This is a genomic window from Streptomyces albus subsp. albus, assembly GCF_000725885.1.
Taxonomy (GTDB): Bacteria; Actinomycetota; Actinomycetes; order Streptomycetales; family Streptomycetaceae; genus Streptomyces; species Streptomyces albus.
On sequence record NZ_JODR01000018.1, the window covers coordinates 18,663 to 41,572 of the forward strand.

Genomic DNA, 22,910 nt, shown 5'->3' on the forward strand with positions numbered 1-22,910 from the left:
AGCGGCAAGGGGAGTGCGATGGGCGGGACCGGCGGGAGGACCCTCGACAGCCTGGACGGTGGCGACGAGTCCTCCCTCACTCATGCGGGGTTCTCCGGGAGCGGGGCGGCGGCTCCGGCCGCCGTCGAGGTGTCGGTGGAACTTCCCGGCCAGCGCCCGGCGCCCTTGACGACGACACCCGTGCGGGTGCCCCTGGCGGCTCCCGGCCAGCCGGGCGTCGCCGCCCGGCCCGGCGCGGCGGGCCCCGGCTCCGTACCGCCGCAGCGGCCGTTCGTCCCCGACCTCCGCGGGCGGGTGGCCGTCCAGGACACCGGCCGGTCCTGGCGGCCGGACGACACCGGCCCGCACAGCGCGGGCGTGCCGGGCACCGTCACCGGCCATCGCGCGCCGGACCTCGAACGCCCCGCGCCCGCCGCGCCGCGAGACCCGGAGCCGGGCCGGGCGCCGTACGGGGGACCGGGGCACAGCCCGTACGAAGGGCCGGGGCAGGCCCTGTACGAGGATTCCGCGCCGGCTCCGTACGAGCGGTCCGGCGCGGCCCCGGACGGCGCGTCCGGGCGCAGCCCGCGCGAGAAGCCGGAGCCTGCTGCGCGGCACGAGGCGGCAGCCGCTCCCGAGGCCGCCCGGGACCACGCACGCCGCCCGGCCTCCGGGAGTGCGCCAGGCGAGGAGCGGCAGGCGGACGGCACCGTGGCCGGGGCCGCTCTCAGCCCCGGCAGGCTGCGCGTCGTCTTCGGCGCCCTGATGCTCTCACTGCTGCTCGCCGCGCTCGAACAGACCATCGTCGCCACGGCACTTCCCAAGATCGTCGGCGAACTCGACGGTCTGCGGCAGATGTCCTGGGCGGTCACCGCCTATCTGCTGGCGGCCACCATCGGACTGCCCGTCTACGGCAAGCTCGGCGACCTCTTCGGCCGCAAAGGGCTCTTCCTCTTCGCCATCGGCGTCTTCACGATCGGCTCGGCCCTCGCCGGCTGGGCCGGCTCCATGGAGGCCCTGATCGTCTACCGCGCCATCCAGGGCACCGGTGCGGGCGGCCTCATGATCGGGGTGCAGGCGATCATCGCGGACATCGTTCCCGCCCGGGAACGCGGCCGGTACATGGGCCTCATCGGCGCCGCGTTCGGCCTCGCCTCCGTCGCGGGACCCCTGCTGGGCGGCTGGTTCACCGACGATCTCTCCTGGCGCTGGTGCTTCTGGTTCAACGTCCCCGTCGGCCTGGTGGCCCTCGTCGTCACGGCGTACGCGCTCAAGCTGCCCCGCACCCGTGTCCGGCCGCGGCTCGACGTCCTCGGTGCCCTGCTGATGGCCGTCTTCTCCACCTGCCTGGTCCTGCTCACCAGTTGGGGCGGCACCACCTACGCCTGGGACGACCGCGTCATCATCGGCCTGGCGGCCGGGGCCGTGATCAGCGGTGTGCTCTTCCTCGCCGCCGAGCGCCGCGCACCCGAACCGGTGCTGCCGCTGCGGCTGTTCAAGGACTCCGTCTTCAACGTGACGGGCCTGGTGGGCGCGGCCATCGGCATCGCCCTGTTCGGCGCCGCCAGCTATCTGCCCAGCTTCCTCCAGATGGTCGAGGGCGCGAGCGCCACCTCGTCCGGGCTGCTGATGCTGCCCCTGATGTGCGGCGTCGTCGTCTCCTCCACCCTGTCGGGCCAGCTGATCTCCCGTACGGGGCACTACAAGATCTTCCCCGTCATCGGCTGCGCGCTGTCCGCCGAGGGCATGTGGCTGCTCTCCAAGCTGGACGAGGACACCTCCCGCCAGGTCTTCGGCGTCTGGTCCGCGATCCTCGGCCTGGGCATCGGCTTCGTGCTGCCGGTGCTGGTCCTGGCCGTCCAGAACTCCGTCAGGCCGGCCGACATCGGGGTGGCCACCAGCGCCAGCAACTACTTCCGGCAGATCGGCGGCAGCGTCGGCGCCGCCCTCTTCGGCACCCTGCTGGCGCACCGGCTCGCGGACGCGCTGGCCCGCGAACTGCCCGGCGGCGCGGGCCAGCTGCCCGACCCGGACTCGCTCACCCCGCAACTGGTGCGCGCCCTGCCGGCGCCGCTGCGGGACGGCTACATCCAGGCGTACGCGGACGCCATGCCGCGGATCTTCCTCTACCTCGTCCCGGTGCTCGTCCTCGGGCTGGCACTGTCCCTCTTCCTCAAGGAGAAACCACTGGTGTCACAGCACACGTCCGTGCCGCAGGCCCGCGAGGGCACCGCCCCCGCCGCCCCTGCCGTCGACGGCGGCGTCGCGGAACAGAACGGCCAGGCGCGGTACGCGCCGGCACAGTCCGCGCCGTACGCCGCGGGGGTGCCGGTCTGCGGGACCGTGCGGCACCACGACGGCAGCGCCGTGCCGCGCGCGGCGCTCACCCTGGTGGACAACCGGGGCCGGCAGATCGGCCGCGGCGCCACCGGCGAGGACGGACGGTACGCGCTGAGCACGCCGGGCGAGGGCTCCTACGTCCTGATCGCCGCCGCCGGGGGCCACCAGCCCCGTGCGGTGAGCGTCACCGTCGGGGAGCGGCCGGTGGACCTCGACGTGGTCCTCGGCGGTGCGGGACGGCTGGCGGGCAGCGTCCTGACGGCCGACGGCACTCCCGTCAAGGACGCCATCGTCACCCTGACGGATGTGCGCGGCGAGGTCGTCGCCACCACCCGCAGCGGACGCGAGGGCGCCTACGTCATCACGGAACTGGTCGCCGGTGAGTACACGCTGGCCGCAAGCGCCCCGGTCTACCGCCCGGCGGCCCTCCCCGTCTCCGTCCAGGCGTCCCGGGAGACCCGGCAGGACATCGAGCTGGCCGGCGGTGCGGTGCTGCGCGGCACGGTACGGGCCGGCGGCGGACGGCCCGTCGAGGACGCCCGGGTGACGCTGCTGGACGCCGCCGGCAACGTGGTGGACACCGCCACGACCGCCGCGGACGGCGTCTTCCGCTTCGTGGATCTCGCCTCCGGCGAGTACACCGTGGTGGCGGCGGGCTATCCGCCGGTGGCCACCGTCCTCCAGATCGCGGGCGGCGGACGGACCGAGCGGGACGTGCAACTGGGGCACGAGGACTGACCAGGACGGCGGCCCCACGCGCCCGCCGATGGCGGTAGCCGAGCGTCGCATGTGTCGAATCCGCAGGTCAGAGGCGGGTGTGGAGGCTTTCCTCACCCGCCCGGGTGGAAACCTGTGGCATAGACCAGTGGAGTTATCCACAGGGCTGTCCTGGCGGTTGGCGACCGCGTAACGTTCGCGGCATGAAGATCCTCATCAGCGCCGACATGGAGGGCGCAACGGGAGTCACCTGGCCCGCGGACGTGCTGCCCGGCACCCCGCAGTGGGAGCGCTGCCGGTCGATGTTCACCTCCGACGTGGACGCGGCCGTGCGCGGTTTCTTCGAGGCGGGCGCTGACGAGGTGCTCATCAACGAAGCGCACTGGACGATGCGCAACCTGCTGCTCGAACAGCTCGACGAGCGCGCCGAGATGCTCACCGGCAGACACAAGTCCCTCTCGATGATCGAGGGCGTCCAGCACGGCGACGTGGACGCCATCGCCTACATCGGCTACCACGCCGGCGCCGGCAGCGAGGGCGTGCTCGCCCACACCTTCCTCGCCAACTCGCTGACCGGCGTGTGGGCCGACGGCGTACGGGCCAGCGAGGGATACCTCAACACCCTGGTGACCACGGAGTACGGTGTGCCGGTCGTGCTGGTCACCGGCGACGACCGCGCCGTCGAGGACGCCAAGGGATACGCACCCGAGGCCGTGACCGTCGCCGTCAAGGACTACGTGTCCCGGTACGCCGCCGTCTGCCGGCCGCCGGCCCGCACCGCCGCCGAGATCCGCGACGCGGCACGCCGCTCCGTGCCGCTGGCCGGCCGCCGCACCCCGCCCGAGCCCGAACCGCACACCATCGAGATCGAGTTCGACGCGGAACACCTCGTCGGCGCCGCCACCGTCGTGCCCGGAGTGGAACGTTCCGGCGAGCGCCGTGTCACCTTCACCTCGCCCAGCGCCTACGAGGCGATCCGCTGCTTCAAGGCCGTCACGACCGTCGTCTCCTCGGCGGTGGAGGAACAGTATGGCTGAGCACCACACCCCCCAGCACGGCACCGGTCAGCCACGCTCCGGGCCCGGCCACCTGGACGCGCAGGTCTTCGAGGAGGTCGTGACGGCCACCTCCGAGCTGATCCGTTTCGACACCACCAACCGGGGCGGCGGCGACGGCAACGAGCGGCAGGCTGCCGAGTACGTCGCCGCCGGGCTCGCCGACGCCGGGATCCAGCCGAGGCTGCTGGAGAAGAAGGCCGGCCGCACCAACGTCGTGGCCCGCATCGAGGGGACCGACCCCTCGGCGGGCGCGCTGCTGCTCCACGGCCACCTCGACGTCGTCCCCGCCGAGCCGGCCGACTGGACGGTGCACCCCTTCTCGGGCGAGGTGCGGGACGGCGTGGTGTGGGGCCGCGGCGCCATCGACATGAAGAACGCCGACGCCATGGCGCTGTCCCTGGCCCGCGCCTGGGCCCGCGCCGGCGTCCGCCCGCCCCGCGACATCGTGCTCGCCTTCACCGCGGACGAGGAGGACAGCGCCGAGTTCGGCTCCGATTTCCTCGTCCAGGAGCACCCCGACCTGTTCGAGGGCTGTACCGAGGGCATCAGCGAGTCCGGCGCCTTCACCTTCCACGCCGGGCAGGGCATGCGGCTCTACCCGGTGGCGGCGGGAGAACGGGGCACGGCCTGGCTGAGGCTGACGGCCCGCGGCAGAGCCGGGCACGGCTCCAAGGTCAACCGGGCCAACGCCGTCAGCCGCCTCGCCGCAGCCGTGCACCGCATCGGCGAACACGAGTGGCCGGTGCGGCTCACCCCCACCGTGCGGGCCGCACTCGACCGCCTCGCCGAACTCCACGGGCTGCGCGCCCTCCCGGCCGACGCCAAGGACGCCGAGGTGGACGCGCTGCTCACCCAGCTCGGCCCGGCCGCAGCGCTCATCGAGCCCACCGTGCGCAACAGCGCCAACCCCACCGTCCTGGAAGCCGGCTACAAGGTCAACGTGATCCCCGGTACGGCCACCGCACGGGTGGACGGGCGGATGCTGCCCGGCGCCGAGGAGGAGTTCCACGCCACCCTCGACGAACTGACCGGCCCCGACGTGCGCTGGGAGTTCCAGCACCGCGAGATCCCGCTGCAAGCCCCCGTGGACTCGCCGCTGTTCGCCGCCATGAGCGAGGCGCTGGAGCACTTCGACCCGGGCGCCCACGCGGTGCCCTACTGCATGTCAGGAGGCACCGACGCCAAGCAGTTCTCCCGGCTCGGCATCGTCGGCTACGGCTTCACCCCCCTCAAACTGCCCGAGGGCTTCGACTACCAGGCGCTCTTCCACGGCGTGGACGAACGGGTGCCCGTCGAGGCGCTGCACTTCGGCATCCGGGTCCTCGACCGCACCCTGCTCGGCAGCGGCGCCCCGGGGGCCGACCCGGCGCCGGCTGCGGACAGTCCCCGCTCTTCCGCCCCCGACGCGACAGCCACGGCAGGAGGCTGACCCATGACGACCCAGGCCCCCTACGGCACCTGGCCCTCACCCATCGACGCCGCGCTCGTCGCCGCCAACGACGGCAGGCCCGAGTTCCTCGGCGCCGTCGGTGAGGAGCTGTGGTGGACCGAGCCCCGCCCCCGCGAGGGCGGCCGGCGAGCCCTGATGCGGTGCCCCGGCGACGGACGGCCCCCGGTCAGCGTGCTGCCCGCCCCGTGGAACGTCCGCAACCGCGTCATCGAGTACGGCGGCCTGCCCTGGGCCGGCGCCCCGCGCACCACGGGCGGCCCGCTGATCGTCTTCACTCACTTCGCCGACCAGCGGCTCTACGCCCTTCAGCCTGACGCCCCGCACGCCGAGCCCTACCCCCTCACCCCCCTCTCGCAGCTCACGGCCGGCGGGCTGCGCTGGTGCGACCCGGTGGTGCTGCCCGAGCGGGGCGAGGTGTGGTGCGTGCTGGAGGAGTTCACCGGCGAGGGCCCCACCGAACTGCGGCGCCTGCTGGCCGCGGTGCCGCTGGACGGCTCGGCGGCCGGTGACCGGAGCCGCGTGCGGGAACTGACCGGGGACGAGGACCGGTTCGTGACCGGGCCGCGCCTCTCGCTCAACGGGCGGCACCTCGCCTGGCTCGCCTGGGACCACCCCGCGATGCCCTGGGACGGCACCCGCGTGATGACCGCGCGGATCACCGACGAGGGCGCCCTCACCGGCGCGCGGCGGATCGCCGGCGGCCCCGAGGAGTCCGTGGCCCAGGCGGAGTTCGCGGCCGACGGCTCGCTGCTCATCGCCTCGGACGCCGACGGCTGGTGGAACCTCCAGCGCATCGACGCCGAAGCGGTAGAGGCCGCCATTTCCGGCGGAGCGGGGCAGGAAACCGAGGCGCCGAGGGTGGCGCTGTGCCCGCGCGAGGAGGAGTTCGCCGGAGCCGCCTGGAAGATCGGCCAGCGCTGGTTCGCACCCCTGGCCGCCGGCCCGGTGGCCGCCTTGCACGGGCGCGGCGCACAGCGGCTGGGCGTACTCGACCCGGAGACCGGTGAACTCGTGGACGCGGCCGGGCCGTGGACCGAGTGGGCGCCGTCCCTCGCGGTCGTCGACTCCCGCGTCGTCGGCATCGCCGCCAGCCCGCGGACGTCCTACGAGATCGTGGAACTGGACACCCGCACTGGGCACACCGTGGTTCTGGCGGCACCCCACAAGGACCACGTGGACCCGGCCTACTACCCCGAGCCGCAGATCCGCACCTTCACCGGTCCCGACGGGCGGGACGTACACGCCCACGTCTATCCGCCCCACCACCCCGACCACACCGGTCCCGGCGGGGAGGCGCCCCCGTATGTGGTGTGGGTGCACGGGGGGCCCACCAGCCGCTCCCCGCTGGTGCTCGATCTGGAGATCGCCTACTTCACCTCGCGCGGCATCGGTGTCGCGGAGGTCAACTACGGCGGCTCCACCGGCTACGGCAGGGAGTACCGCAACCGGCTGCGGCGCCAGTGGGGCGTCGTGGACGTGGAGGACTGCGCCGCCGTCGCCCGCGCCCTGGCGGCCGAGGGCACGGCCGACCCGGCGCGGCTGGCCATCCGCGGCGGCAGTGCCGGCGGCTGGACCAGCGCCGCCTCCCTCACCTCACCGCTCACCGAGGGCCTGTACGCCTGCGGCACCATCAGCTACCCCATCCTCGACCTGACGGGGTGGGCCACGGGCGAGACCCACGACTTCGAGTCGCAGTACCTGGAATCACTGGTCGGCCCCCTCGCCGAGGTCCCGGGCCGGTACCGCGAACGCTCACCCCTGCACGGGGCCCACCGGGTGCGGGCGCCCTTCCTGCTGCTCCAGGGACTCGACGATGTGATCTGCCCGCCCGTCCAGTGCGAGCGCTTCCTGGAACAGGTCAAGGGCAGGGGCGTCCCCCACACCTACCTCGCGTTCGAGGGTGAGGGCCACGGCTTCCGCAAGGCGGAGACCATCGTGCGCGCGGTGGAGTCCGAACTGGCCCTGTACTGCCACGCCTTCGGACTCGACCGCGACGACGTGCCCCCGCTGGAGATGCGCACATGAGAAGGCCGGTGCTTCCGCGGGGCGGGAAGGAGGGGGACGGGGAGGGCTGAGTCACAGGCCCGCCACCCGGGCGAGGGTGCGGGCCTGGTGGAGCAGAGTGATGCTGTCGGCGAGGTCGTCGTCCTCGTCCACGGTCCACAGGGCGTACTCGACGTGCCGCGCCACGGCCCAGGCACGTACGCGGCCGACGTCCTCGCCGAGGGCGTCGGCGAGCAGCGCGGTGCGGTGGCTCAGCACCCGCTGCGCATCCGAGTGCCCGAAGGGGTCGTCGACCTGCTCCAGCAGCGGCCACGCTTCGAAAGCCGGGTCGCCGGTCATCGGCTTGGCGTCGATGGCCAGCCATGGCGCGCGCCGGGCGGCCAGCAGGTTCCCCGGGTTGAAATCGCCGTGCAGCAGCACTTGGCGCCCGGCCGTGTGCGGCAGTTCGCGGAAGAGCTGGGCTGCGAGCCGGTACAGCCCGGTGTCCAGTTAGGGGGGCCAGCGCCGGGCGGCCTGCCGTTCGGCCAGCCCGGCCCACTCGGCAGTGGTGTCCGCGAGCCGGCCGACGCCGCGTGCCCGCGCCTCGTCGGCATCGGCCGACCACAGTCTGCGCAGCACCTCGGCGGCGGCCGACAGCCGTGCGTCGGCGGAGAGATGGACCGCGTCGCCCATCTCGGTCCCCGGCGTCACCCGCTCCAGCAGCAGAGCGAACCGCTCCGGGTCACTGTCGAACACCCGTACGGCGCCGTCACCGTCCCACAGAGCGAGGGCCGCCCCCTCGGTGCGGGCCTCGGGGTGCGGCCACGTCAGTTTGAGCACGGCCTCGCCGCCGTCAGGCCGCCGGGCCGGCGCCACCCAGGAGCAGCTTCCGCCGTGGAACGGCGCTCCCAGCCGCAGCTGCCAGCGGTCCCGCATCGTCTCCACCAGCGCGGGCAGCCCGGCCAGCCAGGCCCGCCCCTCGGCGGTGCGGCTCATCTCGGTGAACACGGACAGGTCCGCCGGGAAGAGGGCGGCGGGTGCGGGAGGCGCGAGATCGGTCACGGCACCGTCCTTGACGGTCGTCTGCGGTGGCAGCGGCGGGCACGGACCCGTCCACGGTACGGCGCCGGTCCCGCCTCCCCGAGCGGTTTTCGCCCCCAACGGCCTCTCGCGCCGGCCGACCGGCCGGATCGGCCCGGTGGTGCGGGGCGCGCCGTCGAGTGCTGCGGGGCGCGGTGGCCGTTGCCGGGGCCAACGGGGCCCAACGGGGCCCAACGGGGCCCAACGGGTTCCGGCCCGGCGGGGCTGTTACCGGTGTTCGCGGGAGCCGTCCGGGCAGGGCTGCTGCTCGCTACGCCGCGGGTCCCGGCCGGGCGAAGCTGTGCCGGCTCCCGCGGGGGCCACGTCGCAGTCGGAGCTGTTCCAGGTTGCTCCACGGGCCGCGGAACAGCCGGGCCAACGCCGTCACCGGGCGTTCCGCAGGGCCCCGTCCCCATCGGCGTGCCCCCCCGACTCCTCCATGGGGCCCGTCCCGGTCCGGCTGTCACCGGCCGCCCCGTCGGTCCCGGCGAGTGGGGCTGCCGAGTGGGACTCTTCCGGTCTTTCCCCAGTCCCGTCCGTCGTCCGTTCGGGGTACGGTTCGGGCATGACGAGCGCCGCACCCGGTGACACCGACTCCGCCCGTTCTCCCGTCGTCCACCTGCTCCGCGTCTCCGAGTACGCCGCGGAGGCGGCCGGCCCCGAAGCCCTCGCGGTGCTCTCGGCGGCGGAACGCGAGCGGGCCGAGGCATTCGTACGCCCCGGTGACCGGGACCGCTACGTCGTCGCGCACTGGGCGCTCCGCAGGGAACTGGGCGCGCTGCTGGGCACCGACCCGGCCGACGTACCGTTCGCGCAGGCGGACTGCCCGGTGTGCGGCGGCCCGCACGGCCGGCCCGTGGTGCCGGGCAACCCCGTGCACTTCTCCCTCTCGCACGCGGGGGACGTCGTTCTGCTCGCCTTCGCCGACGCCGCCGTGGGAGTGGACGTCGAGGGCCACCCCGCCGTGTCCTCCGCCGCCGAGACGATGACCGCGCTGCACCCGCGCGAGCAGGAGGAGCTGGCGGCCGTCGGACGGGACGCGCTGCCCGCCGCGTTCGCCCGCTGCTGGACGCGCAAGGAGGCGTATCTGAAGGCCACCGGCGCGGGTCTGGGCGAGGACCCGGGGCGCACGTACGTCAGCGCCCTGGACCGCCCCGCGCAGCCGGCCGGCTGGCACCTGACCGATCTGGCGGCGCCCGCCGGTTACGCCGCCGCGTGCGCGGTGCGCCGCCCCGCGGAGCAGTGACGCGGCCGAGCCGGGCGTCGGATTGACGCGGAAGGAGTGAGGCGCGGGGAAGATCTGGCGCACGGGGTGCGGACCGTGTTCCATGGTCGTCGGGAGTCCCGGTCAGACGGCGGCACCCGTGGACGACGCTGTGGAAGAAGCGAGGTTGCCGTGCCCACGACCGTACGACGCAGCACCCGGACCCTGCCCCTCGCGCCGCTCGGCCCCGAGAACCCGCTTCCCGCACTGCTGCCGCTGGACGAGGCCCACACCCTGGAGGAGTCCGAACGCGCCGCGCTGCCCCCGCAGATGGCCCGGCAGGTCGGGTACGGGCCGCTGCGCACGGTGCTGCCCACCCGCGTCCTCGACGGCTACGGACGGCGGCGCGCCCCCGCCACGCTGGAGACGGTGGTGCTGGAGAACGACCGGCTGCGGGTCACCGTCCAGCCCGGGCTCGGGGGCCGGATCGCCTCCCTGTTCCACAAGCCGACCGGGCGTGAACTCCTCTACGTCAACCCGGTTTTCCAGCCTGCGGACTTCGCCCTCAACGGGGCCTGGTACTCCGGGGGCGTCGAATGGAACATCGGGGCGACCGGGCACACCACCCTCTCCTGCGCGCCGCTGCACGCGGCGCGCGTGCCGGCGCCCGGCGGTGACGGGGCGATGGTGCGGCTGTGGGAGTGGGAGCGGCTGCGCGACACACCTTTCCAGGTGGACCTGTGGCTGCCCGGCGAGTCCGACTTCCTGTACGTGGGCGTCCGCATCCGCAACCCCCACCACCGCACCGTGCCCGTCTACTGGTGGTCGAACATCGCCGTGCCCGAGGAGGAGACCACTCGCGTCCTGGTGCCGGCCGAGGAGACGTGGTACTTCGCCTACGAGCGCCGGCTGCGCCGGATCCCCGTCCCCGAATGGCAGGGCGCCGACCTGACCTACCCGCTGCACAGCCGGTTCCCCGCCGACTACTTCTACGAGGTGCCCGACGGCGCCCGCAGATGGATCGCCTCGCTCGACGAGAAGGGGCAGGGCCTCGTCCAGACCTCGACGGACCTGCTGCGCGGCCGGAAGCTGTTCGTCTGGGGCGCGGGCCCGGGCGGCCGGCGCTGGCAGCAGTGGCTGACAGAGCCGGGGACTCCCGGATACGCGGAGATCCAGGCCGGACTCGCCCGCACCCAGCTCGAACACGCGCCGCTGGAGGCCGGCGGGGAGTTCAGCTGGCTGGAGGCGTACGGGCCGCTGGCCGCCGATCCGGCCGCCGTGCACGGCGCCGACTGGGCCCGGGCCCGCTCCCACACCGGGAAACGGCTCGAGGCGGCACTGCCGCGCACCACCGTGGACGCCGCGTACACGGCGTGGCTGTCCTGTGCCGACACCGAACCGGAGGGGGAGTGGCTGGCCACCGGCTCCGGCTGGGGAGCCCTCGAGGTGGAACGCGGCGGATTCACCCTTCCGGGTACGCCGTTCCCGGCCGCGACCCTCGGCGCCGCCCAGCAGCCGTGGCTCCACCTGCTGCGCACCGGCACCCTGCCGGGCAGCGCCGGGGACCAACCGCCCGGTCCCACCCTGGTGGCCGGTGAATGGCGGGAGCTGCTGGAGTCCGCGCATCCGGCGCAGGGGTCTTCGGGCAGCGAGTTGGACTACCACCTGGGCGTCGCGCAGTGGCACGCCGGTGACCGTTCGCAGGCCGTCCGCAGCTGGGAGCGGTCGCTGGGCCACCCCGGCGGGCGGGGCCCCACCTGGCCGGCACTGCGCTGTCTGGCCGTCGCCGACGGGCAGGACGGCCACCCGGCACGAGCCGCCGAACGGTATCTGGCGGCCGTACGGGACGCCCGCGCCCGCCTCGACGCGGCCACCCCGGCAGGCCGCGCCGCGCTCGGTGCGCTCGCCCGGGAGGCGGCCGAGGCCCTGCTGGACGCCGGCCGCCCCGACGACGCCGCCGAGGTGCTGGACGGGCTTCCCGACGCGGAGGCGCAGCGCGGCCGTTGCCGGCTCCTGCGGGCCCGGGTGCTGCTGGCCCGGGGCGAGACCGCCGCGGCCCGCGCGGTCTTCGACGGCGACTTCGAGGTGGAGGACCTGCGCGAGGGCGAGGAGGTGCTCAACGCCACCTGGGAGGCGCTCACCGACGACCCCCTCCCGGCCCGCTACGACTTCCGGATGCGTCCGTAGCGCTGCCGGCCGGTGATTCGCGGCGCGGAGAGCAACCACGGCCGACGGAACCAGCGTGAACCGGCGCCGGACGCCGTGCCGGGGCGAAGAGATGTTCCGGCGTCCGTGCCGGGTGGGCTGTGGAGGCGTTCCGGCGTCCCGCGCCGAGGCGGGACGCCGGGGGGTCACTGGGCCGGTTTGCGGTCCACGTACTCGAAGACGCTGCCGTCCGGGTGGCGGGCCACCAGGTTGCGGCCGATGGGGGTGGACTTCGGGCCCGCGATGATCTGCGCGCCGACGGTGTGCAGATCGGCGAGCGCGTCGTCCACGTCCTGCACCGCCAGCGTCGCCTTGATCTTGCTGAGCACCTCCAGATGCGCCTCCGGGCCGCTCATCAGGAAGAACGGGCCGACGGCGGCGACTTCCACCGGACCGTTCTGGAAGCGCACCGCCTCCGCGTTCGCCAGCCGCTCGTACACCGGTACGGCGGCGTCCAGATTGTCGACGCAAACACGCAACGAGGTCCCCAGAATGTCCATGGGCCCACCCTAGGGTGCGTGGGCCCGCGGTACCGAACCGGCCGCAGGGGCAGCGCAGTTGCAGGCGGGCATCAGGCGCGGCAGAGGATCTCGCCGTGCACGACGGTGAACCAGCCGTCCTCCTCCTCGCCCCACGTCCGCCATGCCTCCGAGATGCGGCGCAGATCCTCGGGCGTGGCCAGCCCGCCGGCGACCGCGCGCTCGGCGTAGCGCGACTCGACGGTGCGCTCGGCCCACAGTCCGCTCCACCACGCGCGCTCCTGTGGAGACGTGAAGGTCCATGTGCTCGTGGAGATGCGGACGTCGGTGAAACCCGCCTCGCGCGCCCAGGCGTGCAGCCGGCGCCCGGCGTCCGGTTCGCCGCCGTTGGCGCGGGTGACCTGGCGGTAGAGGTCCAGCCACTCCGTCATGCCGGGGATGTGCGGGTACCAGAACATGCCGCCGTAGTCGGCGTCCCGGGCGGCGACCAGTCCGCCGGGTGCGCACACCCGGCGCATCTCGCGGAGCGCGCCGACCGGGTCGCCCACGTGTTGCAGCGTCTGGTGGGTGTGCACCACGTCGAAGGTGCCGTCGGGGAAGTCGAGGCCGTGGACGTCGCCGGTGGTGAACGTCAGGTTGTCCAGGCCGCGTTCGGCCGCTGTCGCGCGGGCCTGCTCCAGTACGCCGGGTGCCGCGTCCAGTCCGGTGACCGAGCCCTCCGGTACGAGGGCGGCCAGGTCGGCGGTGATGGTGCCGGGGCCGCAGCCGACGTCCAGCACCCGGTGGCCGGCGCGCAGTTCGCCGAGCAGGTAGGCGGCGGAGTTGGCGGCCGTGCGCCAGCGATGGGAGCGCAGAACGGACTCGTGGTGGCCGTGGGTGTAAACGGCGGTCTCTTGTGCCATGCACGCACCATAACCAGGCGTCTTGTTATGTGAGCAAGAATGTTCCGCGATGTGGACGAGTGATGGGGTGGGGCGTCGCCGGAGGGCCGGGGGAGAGGGCGTCGGCAGCATGCAACTGGCCGCCCGGGAGGCCCGTTTCCGGATCCGTACGTTTGTGCCCCGAGGGCTACGGGCACCCGCACCGCCGTGCTTCGGAAAGCAGGCACCTTCCGCGGGAGTGGCCTGTGCCGTTCTCGGCCGTCGCCCCGCCGGTGCCTTCGCTCCCGCGGTGACCGTCCGACGACGTGACCGTTACGGGAGCACAGCCGATGACCGTTCGTACGAAACGCTCGAAGCACCCCCACGACGACGCCCCCGACACGAGCGCCGAGTTCCGACGCATCGCCGAACTGCCCGACGGGCCGCAGAAGGACGAACTGCGCCGGAGCGTCGTCCGCGCCTGAATGCCGATGGCCGGGCGGCTGGCACGGCACTTCCGCAACCGGGGTGAGGCGCTGGAGGACCTGGAACAGGTCGCGGCGCTCGGCCTGGTCAAAGCCGTCGCCCGCTACGACATATCCCGCGGCTGCGCCTTCGAGAGCTTCGCCGTACCGACCATCGTCGGCGAGATCAAACGGCACTTCAGGGACCACATGTGGGGCCTGCACGTCCCCCGCCGCGTCCAGGAACTCCGCAACCGGGTGCGCATCGGCCAGCGCGAACTGAGCCACACCCTGGACGGCCGCAGCCCCTCCGTGCAGCGCATCGCCGAACACACCGGGCTCAGCGAAGAAGACGTGCTCCTGGGCATGGAGGCCCTGGAGAGCTACAGCACCCTGTCGCTGGACGCGCAACTGCCCGGCGCGGACGACGGCTACTCCCTCGCGGACACGCTCGGCGACGCCGAACCCGGTTACGACCGGATCGTCTACCGCGAAGCGGTCAAACCCCGGCTGGAACGGCTCCCCGAACGTGAACGGCGCATCCTGTACATGCGTTTCTTCTGCGATATGACGCAGAGCCGGATCGCCGAGCAGCTCGGCATCTCCCAGATGCACGTCTCCCGCCTCATCAGCCGTACGTGCAGCCGCATCCATCGCGAGGTCGAGGCCGACCGGGGCCTCGGCCTCCCGGCAGACCCTGCGGCGGCGGAGTCCCGGGACGGTGCCCCCGCGGGCGGTGTCCCCCGCAACCGGGCGTCCGCCGTGCGCCGGGACCGCTCCGAGGCGGCGGCCCGGCGAGAGCGCGCCGCGGTCCGGAGGGCGGCCGGCTGCCGTACCGCGCCCGGGCAGGAGGCCGTGCGCGGGCGGAACCCCCGGCGCGAGACCGCGCGTGGCGGCGCCCGCAGGCGGCGCGCGTACGCCCCCGCTCCGGCGGCCTGAGCCGCCGACGGCCCGGCTGGGGAGAAGGCCGCCGGGCGTGCGAGGTGGCGGCGCCCCGGGACGGCACCCACCGGGGCGCCGTCCGTCCCCTGGCCGGCACGTCCTGGTCGGGTACGTCCCGGGCGGGGCACCCCCTGGTCGGCACCTCCCGGGTCGGCACTCTCTGGTCGGCACCTCCCTGTCCGGCGCTTCCCGGTTCGGGTGCCTCTGGCCGGCGCCTCCCGGGATGGCCCCCGCGAACGGTGCCCCACCCGGCCCGGGGGTTCCGCGCGGCGCGGCAACCCGGCCGGGGCGGGCGCCCTCCGGGGCGGGCCGCCCCGCCAGCGGAGATGCCGCCCCGCGAGCGGAGATGCCGCCCCGCGAGCGGAGACGCCGCCCCGCGAGCGGAGGCGGACAGGACACCGGCCGGCGTCGCGGCCGGGTGTCCGCCATCCGTGTCGCCGATGCCGGTGTCGGCGCCGTCTGGGAAGGTGTACACAAGGCAGGTTGTCCGATCTACAGGTGGGCGGGACATATGCGCAGCACGGAGCCCGGGCACGGCGGGCCCGCCGGTGCGCGCCCGGCCTCCTCGCCGCCCGGGCTGCGGGAGGCCGCCTCCGGCTACTGGCACCGGCGTGGACTGCCGACGGAACCCGCCCAGGTGGCCGTCGCGCCGGACGCCTCCTTGCTGCTGCTCGCCGTGCTCGCGGCGGCCGGCGACGGCGAGGGCCGGCCCGGCGGCGGCAGCGTGCTGCTGCCGCACCCCTGCCCGTCCTGGTACGCGCCGCAGGCCCGGCTGCTGGGCCGTACGGTGCACACGGTGCCGGTGCCGGCCGAGTGCGGCGGGCTGCCCGACCCGTTCGCCCTGCTGGAGACGGTGCGCCGGGTCCGCTCCGCGGGTGACGAACCGCGAGTGCTGGTGCTCTCCGTCGCCGACGAGGTCACCGGAACGGCCGCCCCGCCCGAACTGCTGCACGAGGTGTGCGAGGCAGCCGTCGCCGAAGGGCTGCTGCTGGTCAGCGACGAGACCTGGCGCGACACCACGCACGACGCACACCGGACGGTGCTGGTCAGTCCCGCCGAGATGCTCGCCCCGACGGGCCAGGACGCACAGGTGGTGGTCCTCGCCGACCTCGGCAGGCCCGCGTCGCCGTCCGGCGAGGCCGGCGTGGGCATCGCCCGTTTCCCCTCCGCCGGACGCGGCCGGCGGCTGGGCGAGCGGGTGCACGAGCTGCTGACCGCGCTGCGTCCCGCACTGTCCGGCACGGCCGCCGCGGCGGCAGCCGGGGCACTGACCGAATCCGCGGGCCTGCGTGACCGCCGGTCCGCGCAGGCCCACGCCACCGGCCGGCTGGCCCGCGCGCTGCACTGCGCCGTCACCGAGGCCGGTGCGCTGTGCCGGCCCCCGAGCCTGGGCCGGTACGTGTACGCCGACCTCGACCGCTTCCGTCCCCGGCTGGCCGCCCGCGGCATCACCGACGCGCCCCGTCTGGAGGCGGCGCTGGTCGGTGCCCTGGGTCCGTACGCCGAGGGCGGGCACCGCTTCGGCGACCACCCGCGCGAGCTGCGGGTCCGATTGACCACCGACCTGCTCACCACCACCCCGGCGGCCACCGCCCCGCACGCCGGAGCGGCACCGGGCGGCAGCCGCGCCGGGCCCGTACCCGGCGGCAGCCGAGCCGGACCCGTGGCCGGCCGCGACGGCCCCGCGGACCTCACGACCGGTGGCCGCCCACCGTCCGGCGGCTCCGGCGGCGGCCCCGCACCCGGTGCCGGTGCCGGTCCTGCGTTCGGTGCTGGTCCTGCGTCCGGTGCCGGCCCCGCGGCCCGGCGTGGCCGGACCGCGGCAGCCGCCGAGTCGCTGGCCGGGGAATTGCCGGATGCCGCCGAGTCGTTGGCACAGGTGCAGTCGGTGCTGGCCGACCTCACGGATGGGAGCCCTCAGTAGATGACCGAACGGACCGGGCAGCGTTCCGAGCGCTCTTCCGCCGCCTCGCCCCTGCCGGAAGGGGAAGCCCCGCGCACCGGGGCAGCCGCCCCCGCCGGTGGGTCCGCGGTGGGCGGTACACCGGTGGACAGACCCGCCTCCGCCTGCGGTGCGGGCCGCACCGGCCCCACCGACGTGATCGTCCAGCCCCCACCGCCCGCGCTCTCCCCGCCCCGCCCCGTCGGTGCCCGGCGGATCTGGCCCCGCTCCTTCGCCGACCGGCTCACCTCGCCGCTGCCGGGGGTACGGGCCATGGCGCGGCTGGCCCGTGAGGGCGCCATGCGGCCGGTCTCCTCGGCGCTGGCCGAGGAGATCCCCAAGCTGCCCTTCGCGCCGGGGCCGCTGCCCGACGTCGGCCCGCGGACCGTAGCCGTCACCTGGGCCGGGCACGCCAGTTGGGTGGTGCGCATCGGCGGGCTGACGGTGCTGACCGACCCGGTGTGGTCCCGGAAGATCCTGGGCACCCCCGCCCGCGTGACCCCGGTCGGTGTCGCCTGGCGTGACCTGCCGCCGGTCGACGCGGTCGTCATCTCGCACAACCACTACGACCACCTCGATCTGCCCACCCTGCGCCGGCTGCCCCGCGACACCCCGCTGTTCGTGCCGGCCGGGCTCGGCGACTGGTGCCGCAGGCGCGGCTTCACCACCGTCACCGAGCTCGACTGGTGGGAGGGCGCCGAGCTGCCCGCACCCGACGGGGCCCGGGTGCGCTTCGACTTCGTGCCCGCCCACCACTGGTCCAAGCGCACCCTCACCGACACCTGCCACTCCCTGTGGGGCGGCTGGGTGCTGACCGACCGGCACGGGCACCGGGTGTACTTCGCCGGAGACACCGGTTACGGGCACTGGTTCGGCGAGATCGGCCGCCGTTACCCGGGGATCGACCTGGCGCTGATGCCGATCGGCGCCTACGACCCGCGCTGGATGCTGCGTCCCGTGCACACGGACCCGGAGGAGGCGGTGCTCGCCTGCCAGGACCTGGGGGCGCGCAGGATGGCGCCCATGCACTGGGCGACCTTCCTGCTGTCGGGTGAACCGCCGCTGGAGCCGCTCATCCGGGTGCGGGCGGCCTGGCGCAAGGCCGAGCTGCCGGCCGAGGATCTGTGGGACCTGCCGGTGGGCGCCTCCCGCGTCCTGGAGCAGGACGGTTCCTGACCGCCGCCCGCCCCGCGCGGGTGCGGCCACCGCGTCCCACGTCAGGTACGCGGTGACCGCACCCGGCGCCACAGCGCGGGCAGCGCGCTGAGCAGCAGCGTGAGCCCGACCGCGGCGGCCACGCCTTCCCACGGGCGGGGGAAGAGGGAGCCGCCGGCCACCCCGATCAACTGGTAGACGGCGGCCCAGGCCAGGCACGCCAGGACGTCGCCGCGGGCGAACTCGCGCATCCGCATCCGTGCCAGCAGGCAGGCCAGCATCACCGGGATGCGGCCCGCGGGCACCAGCCGGGAGACGACCAGCACGGCCACTCCGTGCTCGCGCAGTTTCCGGTCGGCCTGGGCCAGCCGTTCGGGCGCGGCCCTCTCCCGCAGTGTGGACAGCCAGCGGGAGCCGTTCTTGGAGCCGACGCCGCGTTTGCCGAGCCAGTACAGGCCGAGGTCGCCGAGGAACGCGGCGAAGGAGGCGATGCCGAAGACGGTCAGCAGCGCGAACACCGGCAGGCTCTGGTGCAGGGCCACCACGGCGGCGCCGCTGACCAGCGCCCCGGTCGGGACCACCGGTACCAGCGAGCCGAGCACCACCAGCAGGAACAGCGAGGGGTAGCCCAGTGCCTGCTGGGTGGCCTCCGGTGGCCGCACCACGGCGTCGGAGACGGCTTCGGCGACCGCGCCCAGGCTCGTGCCGAGCCCGTCCGCGAGGGCAGTGTTCACCTACTCCGCCTCCAGCCGTACGCTCTGGCCGTGCTCCAGCAGATGCACCGTGACCTGGGGAGCCGGCCGTGCGGCCAGCCGTTTGAACTCCATGCCGGGGGAGTGGAACTCGTGCGGCCGGACGGCGTCCATGCCGACCGGCCAGTACGTCCCGAAGTGCACCGGCACCGCGTTGCGCGGCCTCAGCCGGGCCAGCGCCTGGGCGGCCCGTCCCGCGTCCAGGTGGCCCTCGCCCAGGAACGGCCCCCAGCCGCCCACCGGCAGCAGCGCCGTGTCCACCTCGCCGACCGCCTCGGCCATGCCGTCGAACAGGCCGGTGTCCCCGGCGAAATAGGTGCGCTGCTCGCCCTCGACGACGAAGCCCAGCGCCGGTGCGAGGTGCGGCCCCACCGGCAGCCGCCGCCCGTCGTGCGCGGCGGGCACGACCCGAACGGTGACCGGTCCGGCGGTCACCGTCTCTCCCGGCACCACCTCGGTCAGCTCCAGCAGCGGGGCCAGCCGGCGCAGCCCGGGCACGGCGCGTACCGCGCCGCGGGGCACCACGACGCGGGCGCCCGGCTCCAGGAGGGCGAGCGAGCGCACATGCAGGTGGTCGGCGTGCAGATGGGAGACCAGCACCAGGTCCGGCCGTACGGCCCGCGGTGACGGCAGGGCGCCGCGCCTGCGGCGCAGATGGGCCAGGCGGCGCACCAGCAGCGGGTCGGTGAGCACGGTGACGCCCGAGTCCCGCACGGTGGTCGTGGCATGTCCCCACCAGGTGACGTCGACCGGCACGTGCGTTCCTCCTCGGTGCCTCGGGCGGGTGCGCGCGGCACCCCTTCGCTGCTGCGGGCACCCTCGGGCCGGGTGTCCGGTCACCTACGAGCCTAAGCGCGGCCCGGCAGCGGCCCGCCGCCGGGCCGGGGCCCGCCCCAGGATGCCCCCGTCCGCCGTGCCGTGCGCGGACACCTCTGTGCAAAAGTGGAGGTTGCTCCATCAACGGCCATCCCTGGCGGACGTGCTCCCGACGGGCGGAGGTGACCTCAACAACGTGCGCGAGTCCCGGATACCGTGGCGCAGGCTCGGCGGCGCCGCGCTGCGCGTGGGTGCCGTCTGGCTGGCGAGCACTTCGACCATGCTCGTCCTGGCGGGGGTGCTGCCGGACTTCCGGCTCCAGTCCGCCAGTGGCGACAGCGCCACGGTGATCGGCATCACGGCCGCGGCCGGCGCCGGTGCCTTCGGTCTGCTCAGCGCCCTGGTGTGGCCGCTGCTGGTACGGGCCTTCCTGCTGGTGCCCGCGCTCGTCCTGGGACTGCTGGTCTTCTTCCTCAACGGCTCGCTGCTGTGGCTGGCGCTGCTCCTGGTGCCGTACGGCGGCGGCAGCACCGACCCCACCATGGCCGTGGTGGTGGCGGCGGCCATGTCCGCGGCGTCCTCGGCCACCAACGCGCTGCTGGCCGTCCGTGACGACCGCGCCTACCGGCACCGCCTCTCCCGGATAGCGGGCCGCAGACGGCGCAGGGAGGGCCGCACCGCGCCGCCCACCACCCCCGGCACCGTCTTCCTCCAGCTCGACGGGCTCGGGTACGAGGTGCTGAGGGAGGCGATCCGGCCCCCCGAGGGCGGCGGCGAACCGCTGATGCCCGCGGTCGCCCGGCTGTGCGGCACCACTCACCGGCTCACCCGCTGGCGCACCGACTGGTCCAGCCAGACCGGTGCCAGCCAGCTGGGCATCCTGCACGGCAGCAACGAGGACGTCCCGGCGTTCCGCTGGTACGAGAAGGAGACCGGCGAGGTCGTCGTCAGCAACCGCCCCACCAGCGCCGCCGAACTCCAGCGCCGCGCGGTGCGGCGCACCGGCGACAAGGGGCTCCTCGCGCAGGACGGCGCCAGCCGCGGCAACCTGTTCACCGGCGGTGCCCGGCAGGTGGCGCTGGTGCTGTCCGTATCGGCCCGCCGGGGCAAGGACACCCGCTCCCGCGCCGGGTACTTCGCCTATTTCGCCGACCCGGCCAACGCCACCCGCACCGCGGTGTCCTTCGTCGCCGAGGTCTTCCGCGAGATCGCCCAGTACGCCCGCGTCCTGCTGCGCCGCGAGCGGCCCCGGGTGGGCCGCGGCGGGCTCTACCCCTTCATCCGGGCCTTCGCCACCGTCGTGGAACGCGATGTGGTGGTGGCCGCCGTACTCGGCGACATGCTCAGCTCCCGCACCGCCGTCTACGCGGACCTCGTCGGCTACGACGAGGTGGCCCACCACTCCGGGCCGCGGGGCCGGGACACCCGGCAGGTGCTGCGCCGTCTCGACCGGTCCGTGGGGCTGATCGCCAAGGTCGCCGAGCACGCTCCCCGCCCCTACCGGCTGGTCCTGCTGTCCGATCACGGGCAGAGCCACGGGGAGACGTTCGAGGGCGCCTACGGGCTGACCCTCGAGGAGCTGGTCCGGGCCGGCAGCGGCCTCCAGGTGCCCCGCCGGGCCGGGCGCACCCCGAGCGGTTCGGAGGCCAGGGCGGCGGCCCGCGCCGCACTGCGCAGGCCCGAGGAGTGCGGCCAGGAGGCGCCCCGTGAACCCGCCCGGGACCGGGGGCCGGTGGTGCTGGCCTCCGGAAACCTCGGTCTGATCTCGTTCCCGGAGGTGCCGGGGCGGCTCACCCGCGAACAGATCGACGCGCTGCGGCCCGCGCTGCTGCCGACGCTCGCCGAGCACCAGGGCATCGGTTTCGTCCTCGTCGAGAGCGCCCGGCACGGGCCCGTCGTGCTCGGCGCCGGGGGGAGCGAGCACCGGCTGGCCACGGGGGAGGTCGTCGGGCCGCGCGATCCCCTGGCACCGTTCGGTCCGGGCGCCGCGGCGGCGGTCCTGCGGACCGCGCGGTTCCCGCACGCCGCCGACATCATGGTCAACTCGGCGGTCGATCCGGGCACCGGGGCCGTGCACGCCTTCGAGGAGCAGATCGGGTCGCACGGCGGGCTCGGCGGTGAGCAGAGCCACGCCTTCCTGCTGTCGCCGCTGGCCTTCTCCCCTCCCGTGGAGCCGGGGGAGGAACTGGTGGGGGCGGAGGCGGTGCACCGGGTCCTGCGGCGCTGGCTCGCCGAGTCGGCCGCGCCCGCCCCCGTGCCGGCTCCCGCGTCCGGTGCGCGGCGCGAGCCCTTGACCCCGCGGACCTGACCGGCGGCGGGGTCCGGGCCGGCCGGGCCTCAGTCCGCCGGCCGGGCGCCTGCCGCGCCTGCCTCGCGGATGGGGGCGCCCACGTCCTTGAGGTGACGCAGTGCCTCGCGCCAGGAGGCGATGAGCCCCGTCTCGTGGTAGGGGATGCCGAGTTCGGCGCAGTAGTCCCGCACGAGGGGCCGCGCCTTGCGCAGGTGGGGTGTGGGCATGCTGGGGAAGAGGTGGTGCTCGATCTGGTAGTTGAGCCCGCCCAGGGCGATGTCGGTGAGCAGTCCGCCGCGCACGTTGCGGGAGGTGAGCACCTGCCGCCGCAGGAAGTCGGGCCGCTCGTCGCCCTTGAGGGTGGGCATGCCCTTGTGGTTGGGCGCGAAGATGCTGCCGAGGTAGACGCCGAACACCGCGTGGTGGACGAGGAGCACCACCAGGGCCATGCCGACGGGCAGCGCGGTGAACAGGGCGCCGAGGTAGCCGGCGGTGTGCAGCAGGAGCAGTCCGGCTTCCAGCCCGCGGCGTTTCATGTGCGGCTGGCGCAGGGCGCGGACGCTGGAGACGTGGAGGTTGAAGCCTTCGAGGGTCAGCAGGGGGAAGAAGAGCGCCGCCTGGTGCCGTCCGATGAACCGGGGCAGTCCGCGTGCCTCGGCGGCCTGTTCGCGGGACCAGACGAGGATGTCGGGGGCCACGTCGGGGTCGAGGTCCTCGTGGTTGGGGTTGGCGTGGTGGCGGGTGTGCTTGTTCATCCACCAGCCGTACGACATGCCGATGCACAGGTTGCCGACGGCGCGGCCGAACACCTCACTGGCGCGGCGGCCCCGGAAGACCTGCCGGTGGGCCATATCGTGCGCGACGAGCGCCAACTGGCCGTAGACGACGCCCAGATACGCGGCGACCGCCAGCTGCCACCAGGAGGTGCCGACGGTGAACAGGGCCACCCAGCCCGCCGCGAAGGCGAGAGCCACGAGGCTGAGGCGTACGGCGTAGTAGAGGGGGCGGCGGGTCATCAGTCCGGCTTCGGTTATCCGGGCGGAGAGCCGGGAGAAGTCGCTGCCCTGCCGGCGGCTCGCGGTCTTCGCGGCGGGGGCCGTGCCCGCACGGGGGCGGGCCTGCTCGATCGCTGTCGTCATGCCGCCCAGCCTTCCGGCCGGGGCGGGGGCGCGGACAGCCGCGCAGCACGTCTGT

Annotated in this window: 14 protein-coding genes and 2 pseudogenes; 10 read left to right on the forward strand and 6 right to left on the reverse strand. The window is 74.6% G+C overall.

Translation table 11 applies throughout. The annotated features are described in order from the left end of the window. Window positions 1-18: 18 nt before the first annotated feature. The 4 genes from IO40_RS0121015 (at window position 19) to IO40_RS0121030 (ending at window position 7,569) form a co-directional block, all read left to right on the forward strand. The gene (locus IO40_RS0121015) at window positions 19-3,057 is read left to right on the forward strand and encodes an MFS transporter (protein WP_030405879.1); all 3,039 of its coding nucleotides are present in this window, start codon (window positions 19-21) and stop codon (window positions 3,055-3,057) included. Between the two features lie 182 nt (window positions 3,058-3,239). Then, complete coding sequence (locus tag IO40_RS0121020; RefSeq protein WP_030405880.1) at window positions 3,240-4,073, forward strand: M55 family metallopeptidase; 834 nt, start codon at window positions 3,240-3,242, stop codon at window positions 4,071-4,073. After that, window positions 4,066-5,523: a M20/M25/M40 family metallo-hydrolase gene (locus tag IO40_RS0121025; protein ID WP_016470676.1), complete on the forward strand. Its 1,458-nt coding sequence runs from the start codon at window positions 4,066-4,068 to the stop codon at window positions 5,521-5,523. Before IO40_RS0121020 ends, IO40_RS0121025 begins: the two co-directional genes overlap by 8 nt. 3 nt (window positions 5,524-5,526) lie before the next feature. Next, the gene (locus IO40_RS0121030) at window positions 5,527-7,569 is read left to right on the forward strand and encodes a S9 family peptidase (protein WP_031175917.1); all 2,043 of its coding nucleotides are present in this window, start codon (window positions 5,527-5,529) and stop codon (window positions 7,567-7,569) included. Window positions 7,570-7,620: 51 nt separating this feature from the next. On the opposite strand, the pseudogene IO40_RS33850 reads toward IO40_RS0121030, so the two are convergent. Continuing rightward, window positions 7,621-8,523 (reverse strand): annotated as a pseudogene (locus IO40_RS33850) (aminoglycoside phosphotransferase family protein). A gap of 649 nt (window positions 8,524-9,172) precedes the next feature. Between IO40_RS33850 and IO40_RS0121040 the strand changes: the two are divergent. Then, window positions 9,173-9,853, forward strand: a complete 681-nt coding sequence (locus IO40_RS0121040) for a 4'-phosphopantetheinyl transferase family protein (protein ID WP_030405883.1) — start codon at window positions 9,173-9,175, stop codon at window positions 9,851-9,853. 150 nt (window positions 9,854-10,003) lie between these two features. Next, window positions 10,004-11,998, forward strand: coding sequence for a DUF5107 domain-containing protein (locus IO40_RS0121045; RefSeq protein WP_031175918.1), 1,995 nt, complete (start codon window positions 10,004-10,006; stop codon window positions 11,996-11,998). A 164-nt stretch (window positions 11,999-12,162) separates the two neighbouring features. Here IO40_RS0121045 and IO40_RS0121050 read toward each other — a convergent pair whose 3' ends face one another. Together IO40_RS0121050 and IO40_RS0121055 are read right to left on the reverse strand one after the other, a co-directional pair. Beyond that, complete coding sequence (locus IO40_RS0121050; RefSeq protein ID WP_016470682.1) at window positions 12,163-12,516, reverse strand: VOC family protein; 354 nt, start codon at window positions 12,514-12,516, stop codon at window positions 12,163-12,165. A 71-nt stretch (window positions 12,517-12,587) separates the two neighbouring features. Beyond that, window positions 12,588-13,397 carry a methyltransferase domain-containing protein gene (locus tag IO40_RS0121055; RefSeq protein WP_031175919.1) on the reverse strand — a complete coding sequence of 270 codons (810 nt, stop codon included), beginning with the start codon at window positions 13,395-13,397 and terminating at the stop codon, window positions 12,588-12,590. A 308-nt stretch (window positions 13,398-13,705) separates the two neighbouring features. Here IO40_RS0121055 and IO40_RS33855 point away from each other — a divergent pair. The 3 genes and pseudogenes from IO40_RS33855 to IO40_RS0121070 all read left to right on the forward strand — a co-directional run. After that, a pseudogene (locus tag IO40_RS33855) lies at window positions 13,706-14,491 on the forward strand (SigB/SigF/SigG family RNA polymerase sigma factor); the annotation flags it as partial. 781 nt (window positions 14,492-15,272) lie between these two features. Next, window positions 15,273-16,685 carry an aminotransferase class I/II-fold pyridoxal phosphate-dependent enzyme gene (locus IO40_RS0121065; RefSeq protein ID WP_031175920.1) on the forward strand — a complete coding sequence of 471 codons (1,413 nt, stop codon included), beginning with the start codon at window positions 15,273-15,275 and terminating at the stop codon, window positions 16,683-16,685. Continuing rightward, window positions 16,686-17,879 carry an MBL fold metallo-hydrolase gene (locus IO40_RS0121070; protein ID WP_016470686.1) on the forward strand — a complete coding sequence of 398 codons (1,194 nt, stop codon included), beginning with the start codon at window positions 16,686-16,688 and terminating at the stop codon, window positions 17,877-17,879. A gap of 41 nt (window positions 17,880-17,920) precedes the next feature. Here IO40_RS0121070 and IO40_RS0121075 read toward each other — a convergent pair whose 3' ends face one another. Together IO40_RS0121075 and IO40_RS0121080 are read right to left on the reverse strand one after the other, a co-directional pair. Next, on the reverse strand, window positions 17,921-18,556 hold the full coding sequence (locus tag IO40_RS0121075) for a DedA family protein (RefSeq protein ID WP_030405887.1): 636 nt from the start codon (window positions 18,554-18,556) through the stop codon (window positions 17,921-17,923). A gap of 36 nt (window positions 18,557-18,592) precedes the next feature. Further along, the gene (locus tag IO40_RS0121080) at window positions 18,593-19,366 is read right to left on the reverse strand and encodes an MBL fold metallo-hydrolase (RefSeq protein WP_016470688.1); all 774 of its coding nucleotides are present in this window, start codon (window positions 19,364-19,366) and stop codon (window positions 18,593-18,595) included. A gap of 142 nt (window positions 19,367-19,508) precedes the next feature. On the opposite strand from IO40_RS0121080, the gene IO40_RS0121085 reads away from it, so the two are divergent. Then, on the forward strand, window positions 19,509-21,734 hold the full coding sequence (locus tag IO40_RS0121085) for a phage holin family protein (RefSeq protein ID WP_016470689.1): 2,226 nt from the start codon (window positions 19,509-19,511) through the stop codon (window positions 21,732-21,734). Between the two features lie 29 nt (window positions 21,735-21,763). Here IO40_RS0121085 and IO40_RS0121090 read toward each other — a convergent pair whose 3' ends face one another. After that, a complete protein-coding gene (locus IO40_RS0121090) occupies window positions 21,764-22,855 on the reverse strand; it encodes a fatty acid desaturase family protein (protein WP_016470690.1) in 1,092 nt (363 codons plus the stop codon). Window positions 22,856-22,910 lie beyond the last annotated feature (55 nt).